The sequence below is a fragment of the Serratia nevei genome (assembly GCF_024160145.1).
GTDB classification, from domain to species: Bacteria; Pseudomonadota; Gammaproteobacteria; order Enterobacterales; family Enterobacteriaceae; genus Serratia; species Serratia nevei_A.
In genome coordinates, this window is record NZ_JAMYWQ010000049.1 from 22335 (window position 1) to 30647 (window position 8313).

Annotated in this window: 8 protein-coding genes; all 8 read right to left on the minus strand. The window is 53.6% G+C overall.

What is annotated here, in order from left to right; genetic code table 11:
* Positions 1-71: 71 nt before the first annotated feature.
* A complete protein-coding gene (gene rpoB / locus M6G53_RS22725) occupies positions 72-4100 on the minus strand; it encodes a DNA-directed RNA polymerase subunit beta (protein ID WP_004929900.1) in 4029 nt (1342 codons plus the stop codon).
* Between the two features lie 332 nt (positions 4101-4432).
* A complete protein-coding gene (rplL, locus tag M6G53_RS22730; RefSeq protein WP_004929903.1) occupies positions 4433-4798 on the minus strand; it encodes a 50S ribosomal protein L7/L12 in 366 nt (121 codons plus the stop codon).
* Positions 4799-4861: 63 nt separating this feature from the next.
* Positions 4862-5359, minus strand: a complete 498-nt coding sequence (rplJ, locus tag M6G53_RS22735) for a 50S ribosomal protein L10 (protein WP_004929905.1) — start codon at positions 5357-5359, stop codon at positions 4862-4864.
* A 338-nt stretch (positions 5360-5697) separates the two neighbouring features.
* Entirely contained in the window at positions 5698-6402 is a 705-nt protein-coding gene (gene rplA / locus M6G53_RS22740; protein WP_019456443.1) for a 50S ribosomal protein L1, read from the minus strand.
* Between the two features lie 3 nt (positions 6403-6405).
* Positions 6406-6834, minus strand: a complete 429-nt coding sequence (gene rplK / locus M6G53_RS22745) for a 50S ribosomal protein L11 (protein ID WP_015376316.1) — start codon at positions 6832-6834, stop codon at positions 6406-6408.
* 165 nt (positions 6835-6999) lie between these two features.
* The gene (gene nusG / locus M6G53_RS22750; RefSeq protein ID WP_004929914.1) at positions 7000-7545 is read right to left on the minus strand and encodes a transcription termination/antitermination protein NusG; all 546 of its coding nucleotides are present in this window, start codon (positions 7543-7545) and stop codon (positions 7000-7002) included.
* 1 nt (position 7546) lies between these two features.
* Positions 7547-7930 (minus strand): preprotein translocase subunit SecE, encoded by a 384-nt coding sequence (gene secE, locus M6G53_RS22755; protein WP_004929916.1) that lies wholly within the window; start codon positions 7928-7930, stop codon positions 7547-7549.
* Positions 7931-8190: 260 nt separating this feature from the next.
* On the minus strand, positions 8191-8313 hold a 123-nt coding region (locus tag M6G53_RS22760; RefSeq protein ID WP_079452499.1), incomplete at its 5' end, for an EF-Tu C-terminal domain-related protein.

Here is an 8313-nt window from a genome sequence, read left to right on the forward strand (position 1 = left end):
GTAGGTACCCGTGTGACCTGAACAACCACCCTCAGGCTCCCTTAGGCGGGGAGCCTGAGCCGGAATGACGATTACTCGTCTTCCAGTTCGATGTTGATGCCGAGCGAGCGGATTTCTTTCAACAGTACGTTGAAGGATTCCGGCATGCCTGGCTCCATCCGGTGGTCGCCATCCACGATGTTTTTGTACATTTTGGTACGGCCGTTAACGTCATCCGACTTAACGGTGAGCATTTCCTGCAGGGTATAAGCCGCGCCGTATGCTTCCAGTGCCCACACTTCCATCTCACCGAAGCGTTGACCACCGAACTGCGCTTTACCACCCAGAGGTTGCTGAGTCACCAAGCTGTAAGAACCGGTTGAACGGGCGTGCATTTTATCGTCAACCAAGTGGTTCAGTTTCAGCATGTACATATAGCCGACAGTAACCTGGCGCTCGAATTGCTCACCGGTACGGCCATCGAACAGCGTGATCTGACCGGAGGTCGGGATACCGCCCATTTCCAGCAGCTTCTTGATTTCAGTCTCTTTCGCACCGTCAAACACCGGCGTTGCGATCGGCATACCTTTTTTCAGGTTCTCTGCCAGACGCAGCACTTCGTCGTCGCTGAAGGTGTTCAGGTCAACTTTCTGGCAAACGTCGTCGCCCAGATCGTAGGCCTTCTGGATGAACTCACGCAGCTTGGCCACTTCCTGCTGCTGCTTCAGCATCTGGTTGATCTTCTCACCGATGCCTTTCGCAGCCATACCCAGGTGGGTTTCCAGGATCTGACCGATGTTCATACGTGATGGTACGCCCAGCGGGTTCAGTACGATGTCTACCGGCGTGCCGTTTTCATCGTAAGGCATATCTTCGATCGGGTTGATCTTGGAGATAACACCCTTGTTACCGTGGCGGCCCGCCATCTTGTCACCCGGTTGGATCTGACGCTTAACGGCCAGATAAACCTTGACGATTTTCAGCACGCCCGGCGCCAGATCGTCGCCCTGAGTGATCTTACGACGCTTGGCTTCCAGCTTCTTCTCGAAGTCGGATTTCAGTTCGTCGTACTGCTCAGCCAGCTGCTCCAGCTGGTTTTGCTTCTCTTCGTCGGTCAGGCCCAGTTCCAGCCAGCGATCGCGCGGCAGCTTGCTCAGCTTGTCGGCTTCGATGCCACCGGCAACCAGCACCGCGTGGATACGTGCAAACAGGCCGGCTTCCAGGATCTGCAGTTCTTCAGTCAGGTCTTTCTTCGCCTGCTTCAGCTGCATCTCTTCGATTTCCAACGCGCGCTTGTCTTTTTCCACGCCATCGCGGGTGAAGACCTGCACGTCGATAACCGTACCGGAAACGCCGTTCGGTACACGCAGAGAAGAGTCTTTAACGTCAGACGCTTTCTCACCGAAGATCGCACGCAGCAGTTTCTCTTCCGGCGTCAGCTGGGTTTCGCCTTTAGGCGTTACCTTACCGACCAGAATGTCACCGCCGGTCACTTCAGCACCGATATACACGATACCGGATTCATCCAGCTTGGAGAGCGCAGCTTCACCCACGTTAGGGATGTCGGCGGTGATCTCTTCAGGCCCCAGCTTGGTGTCGCGAGACACGCACGCCAGTTCCTGGATGTGGATGGTGGTGAAGCGATCTTCCTGCACCACGCGCTCGGAGACCAAGATGGAGTCTTCGAAGTTGTAGCCGTTCCAAGGCATGAACGCTACGCGCATGTTCTGGCCCAGTGCCAGTTCGCCCAGATCTGTCGATGGGCCATCCGCCAGCACGTCGCCGCGCTCGATTGGCTCACCCAGATTCACACACGGCATCTGGTTGATGCAGGTGTTCTGGTTAGAACGGGTGTACTTGGTCAGGTTGTAAATATCGATACCTGCTTCGCCCGGGTACATCTCGTCTTCGTTAACTTTGATAACGATACGGGAAGCATCCACGTACTGGATCACACCGCCGCGTTTGGCAACGGCGGTTACGCCGGAGTCAACCGCTACAGCGCGTTCCATACCGGTACCGACCAGCGGCTTGTCAGCGCGCAGGGTTGGTACGGCCTGACGTTGCATGTTCGCACCCATCAATGCACGGTTGGCGTCATCGTGTTCCAGGAATGGAATCAGTGAAGCACCAACGGAAACAACCTGTTGGGTGGATACGTCCATGTAGTCAACCTGGTCGCGGCTGAACAGGCTTGATTCGCCTTTGCTGCGGCAGGTGACCAGGTCTTCTACGAAGCGGCCTTCTTCATCCAGGTTGGAGTTCGCCTGGGCGATAACGAAGTTGCCTTCTTCAATAGCAGACAGGTAGTTGATTTCATCGGTCACCACGCCGTCACGCACGCGGCGGTACGGGGTTTCCAGGAAGCCATACTCGTTAGTCTGTGCGTACACGGACAGGGAGTTGATCAGACCGATGTTTGGACCTTCCGGCGTTTCGATTGGGCACACACGGCCGTAGTGGGTCGGGTGTACGTCTCGAACTTCAAAGCCGGCGCGCTCACGGGTCAGACCGCCCGGGCCCAGTGCGGAGATACGACGCTTGTGCGTGATCTCGGACAGCGGGTTGTTCTGGTCCATGAACTGGGACAGCTGGCTGGAGCCGAAGAACTCTTTCACCGCCGCCGAAATCGGCTTGGCGTTGATCATGTCCTGAGGCATCAGGGTATCCAGATCGCCCAGAGACAGACGCTCTTTCACCGCACGCTCAACACGCACCAGACCTACGCGGAACTGGTTCTCGGCCATTTCGCCGACGGAGCGGATACGACGGTTGCCCAAGTGGTCGATATCGTCCACTTCGCCCTTGCCGTTACGGATATCGATGAGCTTCTTCATCACTTCGATGATGTCGTCTTTGCTCAGGATGCCCGAACCTTCGATCTCGTCGCGCAGCAGAGAACGGTTGAACTTCATGCGACCCACCGCGGACAGATCGTAGCGGTCTTCGGAGAAGAACAGGTTCTCGAACAGGCTTTCGGCAGCTTCGCGCGTTGGCGGCTCACCAGGGCGCATCATGCGGTAGATTTCTACCAGCGAGCTCAGACGATCGTTGGTCGGATCGACACGCAGCGTTTCAGAGATGTACGCGCCGTGATCCAGATCGTTGGTGAACAGCGTTTCGATGCGCTTGTGGCCGGACTGGCTCAGCTTGGCCAGCAGATCCAGCGACAGCTCCATGTTGGCTGCGCAGATCAGTTCGCCGGTATTGGTATCGATATAGTCTTTCGCGACCACTTTGCCCGCGATGTACTCTACCGGTACTTCAATGCTCTGAATGTCGTCTTTTTCCAGCTGACGGATATGACGAGCGGTGATGCGACGGCCTTTCTCTACGTAGATCTTGCCGTTGGCTTCGATGTCGAACGAAGCGGTCTCACCACGCAGGCGCTCTGGCACCAGCTCCATCTGCAGCTTGTTGTCGCGGATTTCGAAGACGATCTTGTCAAAGAACAGGTCGAGGATCTGTTCAGTGGTGTAGTTCAGCGCGCGCAGAATGATGGTCGCAGGCAGTTTGCGGCGACGGTCAATACGCACGAACAGGTTGTCTTTCGGATCGAACTCGAAGTCCAACCATGAACCGCGGTAAGGGATGATGCGTGCGTTGTACAGCACTTTACCCGAGGAGTGGGTTTTACCCTTATCGCTGTCGAAGAATACGCCAGGACTACGGTGCAACTGAGATACGATAACCCTCTCAGTACCGTTGATCACAAAGGTGCCGTTTTCGGTCATGAGCGGAATTTCGCCCATGTAGACTTCTTGTTCCTTGATGTCTTTGACCGTACCTTCAGGCGCTTCGCGCTCATAGATAACCAGGCGCAGTTTTACGCGCAGCGGTGCAGAGAACGTCACACCACGGATCTGGCACTCTTTGACGTCGAAGACCGGCTCACCAAGACGGTAGCTAACGTATTGCAGCTCCGAATTGCCACTGTAGCTCTGGATAGGGAAAACAGAACGGAATGCGGCTTCAAGGCCGTACTGCCCTTCTGGATCTTGCTCGATAAACTTCTGGAACGAGTCAAGCTGGATAGAAAGGAGATATGGTATGTCCAGCACTTGTGGACGTTTACCAAAATCCTTACGAATACGTTTTTTCTCGGTATAGGAGTAAACCATAGGGTTCCTCAGCTCGCTGATCAGTGACCCAATCTGTCCGTCCGATTAGGGACAGTTCATGCAACACCGTTTTGTCGACCGGAAAGCGGGAACACTTTCCGCAATGTCTCTTGCTATCACGCTTAAACCATTTCATCGCGTCTTCCCCCAGAACTCCTGGTAGTGCAAAGACCGCGGTATATTAAGTCGTCAATAAAAACAAACATTGGGAGGCGAAACCAGCAGCCAAACAGTGTGAAACGCTACTGGCGCCCTACAGCGCAAAAAGGCTGGTGACTAAAAAGTCACCAGCCATCAGCCTAAAAGACTAGGCTGCAACCGGAAGGGTTGGCTTATTTAACTTCAACTTCTGCGCCAGCTTCTTCCAGAGATTTTTTCAGAGCTTCTGCGTCATCTTTGCTCACGCCTTCTTTCAGAGCGGCTGGAGCAGATTCAACCAGGTCTTTAGCTTCTTTCAGACCCAGGCCGGTAGCGCCACGTACTGCTTTGATAACAGCAACTTTGTTAGCGCCTGCAGCTTTCAGGATAACGTCGAATTCAGTTTTCTCTTCAGCAGCTTCAGCTGGGCCAGCAGCAACAGCTACAGCAGCAGCAGCAGAAACGCCGAATTTTTCTTCCATAGCGGAAACCAGTTCAACAACGTCCATTACGGACATAGCGGCAACTGCTTCCAGGATTTGGTCTTTAGTGATAGACATAACAATTGTTCCTAAAATTCAGAAATAGTTTAAATACGTTAGCAAAGGCTAAGAAAGAGGGGCTTACGCCGCTTCTTTCTGATCGCGTACTGCAGCCAGAGTGCGAACCAGTTTGCCGGCAGCGGCTTCTTTCATGGTTGCCATCAGGCGTGCGATCGCTTCTTCGTAAGTTGGTAGCGTCGCCAGGCGGTCGATTTGCGCCGCTGGGATCAGCTCACCTTCAAAGGCCGCAGCTTTAACCTCGAATTTTGCATTCGCTTTCGCGAACTCTTTGAACAGACGAGCAGCAGCGCCCGGGTGTTCGTGAGAGAATGCAATCAAGGTTGGACCGACAAACGTGTCTTTCAGGCATTCGAACGGAGTGCCTTCAACTACGCGACGCATCAGGGTGTTGCGAACAACACGCATGTAAACGCCAGCTTCACGACCTGCTTTACGCAGTTCAGTCATTTTATCTACGGTAACGCCGCGGGAATCCGCAACAACCGCAGACAGCGCGCCTTTGGCTACTTCGCTGACTTCAGCAACAATCGCTTGTTTGTCTTGAAGATTTAATGCCATTAGCTTTTTGCTCCTGGATTAGCCGGGGAAAATCCCCCGGAACTCACTTCACTCGGCGCTTTGTAACACGCCACGCCGAGCGGCTTAACACGGTGAGCAGAATCCAGCAAAGACATTCTTTTATAAAAAAGAAAAATTTTCTTAGGCTCTGTCACCGTCTACGCAGGAAGGATTAAGTATCTTGCGATACACCTGCGGTCTTGGACGGAGGCCTGGATAGGCCAGGCTCCAACCGAAAAATCTTTGTTTTGCCTACGGCATAGCCAATAGCAAAACCTTGGGGCATAAGATTCTAGACAAATCTCGGCCCCAAGTCAAAGCGATAATCGCAAGTGCGATTAGTTCGCTGCAGCAGACAGGCCGCTCTGATCGATAGCAACGCCAGCACCCATGGTGGTGGAGAGGCTAACTTTCTTGATGTACATGCCTTTCGCCTGAGAAGGTTTTGCTTTTTTCAGCGCAACCAGCAGGGCTTCCAGGTTTTCTTTCAGTTTGTCTGCGTCGAAATCAACCTTACCGATAGTGGTATGGATGATGCCGTTTTTGTCGTTACGGTAGCGAACCTGACCTGCTTTAGCGTTTTTCACTGCTTCAGCAACGTTCGGAGTAACGGTACCCACTTTCGGGTTTGGCATCAGGCCGCGTGGACCCAGGATCTGGCCCAGTTGACCTACAACGCGCATTGCATCCGGGGAAGCAATAACAACGTCGAAGTTCATTTCGCCTTTCTTGATCTGGTCAGCCAGATCGTCCATACCTACCAGCTCTGCGCCGGCAGCTTTCGCTGCTTCAGCGTTAGCGCCTTGGGCAAATACGGCAACGCGAACGGAACGACCGGTGCCGTGTGGCAGAACGGTAGCGCCACGAACGTTTTGGTCAGATTTACGAGCGTCGATGCCGAGGTTAACGGCAACGTCAACGCTTTCTACGAATTTAGCGGTGGCCAGCTCTTTCAGCAGAGCAACAGCTTCGGTGATGTCATACTGTTTAGTAGCATCAACTTTGTCACGGATCACGCGCATGCGCTTGGTCAGCTTAGCCATCTCTTAATCCTCCACTACCAGGCCCATGGAACGAGCAGTACCTTCGATGGAGCGAGTCATCGCTTCAACGTCAGAACCAGTCATGTCCGCAGCTTTGGTTTCTGCGATTTCACGTACCTGAGCACGGGTCACTTTACCGACTTTGTCTTTGTTCGGCTTACCGGAACCAGACTTGATACCAGCCGCTTTTTTCAGCAGAACTGCTGCTGGCGGGGTTTTGGTAACGAAGGTGAAGGAACGGTCAGAGTAAACGGTGATAACAACCGGAATCGGCAGACCTTTTTCAACGCTGTCAGTCTTAGCGTTGAATGCCTTACAGAATTCCATGATGTTAACGCCCTGCTGACCCAGAGCTGGGCCCACTGGTGGGCTCGGGTTCGCCATACCAGCTGCAACTTGCAGCTTGACGTAGGCTTGTACTTTCTTAGCCATTTAAATTTCCTCGGTTTGGGTAGTATCGCCTCGCAAGAGGCTCCCCGTGTTTCACCCCGCCCAACATGCATCAGGCAAGGCATCTAAAAACAAAAGGCGCGAAATTGTAGTTCAATTTCGCGCCTTTGACAAGCGGCGACGCGCCACTCATTGCTGATTATTCGATCAGCCCTTCTCAACCTGGCTGAAGTCCAGTTCCACCGGCGTTGCACGGCCAAAGATGGAAACGGAAACTTTCAGGCGGCTCTTCTCGTAATCGACTTCTTCGACCACGCCGTTGAAGTCGGCAAACGGGCCGTCGTTGACGCGCACCAGTTCGCCCGGTTCGAACAGCGTTTTCGGACGCGGCTTGTCACCCACCTGCTGCAGGCGATTCATGATCGCATCAACTTCTTTATCGCTGATCGGCGCTGGACGGTCAGACGTACCGCCGATGAACCCCATGACGCGCGGTACGCTGCGCACCAGGTGCCAGCTGGCGTCATTCATCACCATCTGCACCAGCACGTAGCCAGGGAAGAACTTACGCTCGCTCTTGCGACGCTGGCCGCCACGGATTTCAACCACTTCTTCCGTAGGCACCATCACTTCGCCGAACAGCTCTTCCATATCGTGCAGTTTGATATGTTCACGCAGCGATTGTGCTACGCGACCTTCAAAACCGGAAAACGCCTGAACGACGTACCAACGTTTTTTTGGAGCTTCAGACATTTTAGAACCTCAGGCCAGTAATAAACGACACCAGACGGACCAGAATACCATCCAGCCCCCACAGAATCAGTGACATCACGGCGGTTACCGCGGCAACGATCAACGTGGTGTGTAGCGTTTCCTGACGAGTTGGCCAAATCACTTTACGTACTTCGGTACGCGCTTCACGGGCAAACGCAACGGTGGCTTTGCCTTTGGTGGTCATCAGAGCCACTGCACCTGCAACGGCGATGATCAGCACAACTGCCAGCGCGCGCAATGGCAGGCTTAAATCACGGTAGTAATAGTTACCGACAATAGCCACAACCAACAGAACGGCGACGATCAGCCACTTTGCCGCTTCCAGGCCGCGTCCGCTCCCTTGAGCCTCGGTATTCGCACTCATAAACCAACCTGTCACAATGATGATTCAGAACAAACAACTTTGCCTCGCATTGCGAGGCAAACCAAACCGATCGGATACCGCTTCAGCGCTATCCCGGTGTTTTACGCTATGACGTATTTCAGTCAATACGGTTTAAGAGCCCATCTCACCAATGATTATGACTGCAAAATCGCTGATGAGATAGGTTCTAGTTCACAGCGTAGAAAAAGGGCATCAAATGATGCCCTTTTACCGCGTGTCGCGTCAAACTTTATCAGCGATTAAGCGATAACTTTAGCAACAACACCTGCGCCAACGGTACGGCCGCCTTCACGGATTGCGAAACGCAGACCGTCGTCCATCGCGATTGGGTGGATCAGGGTGACAACCATGTTCACGTTGTC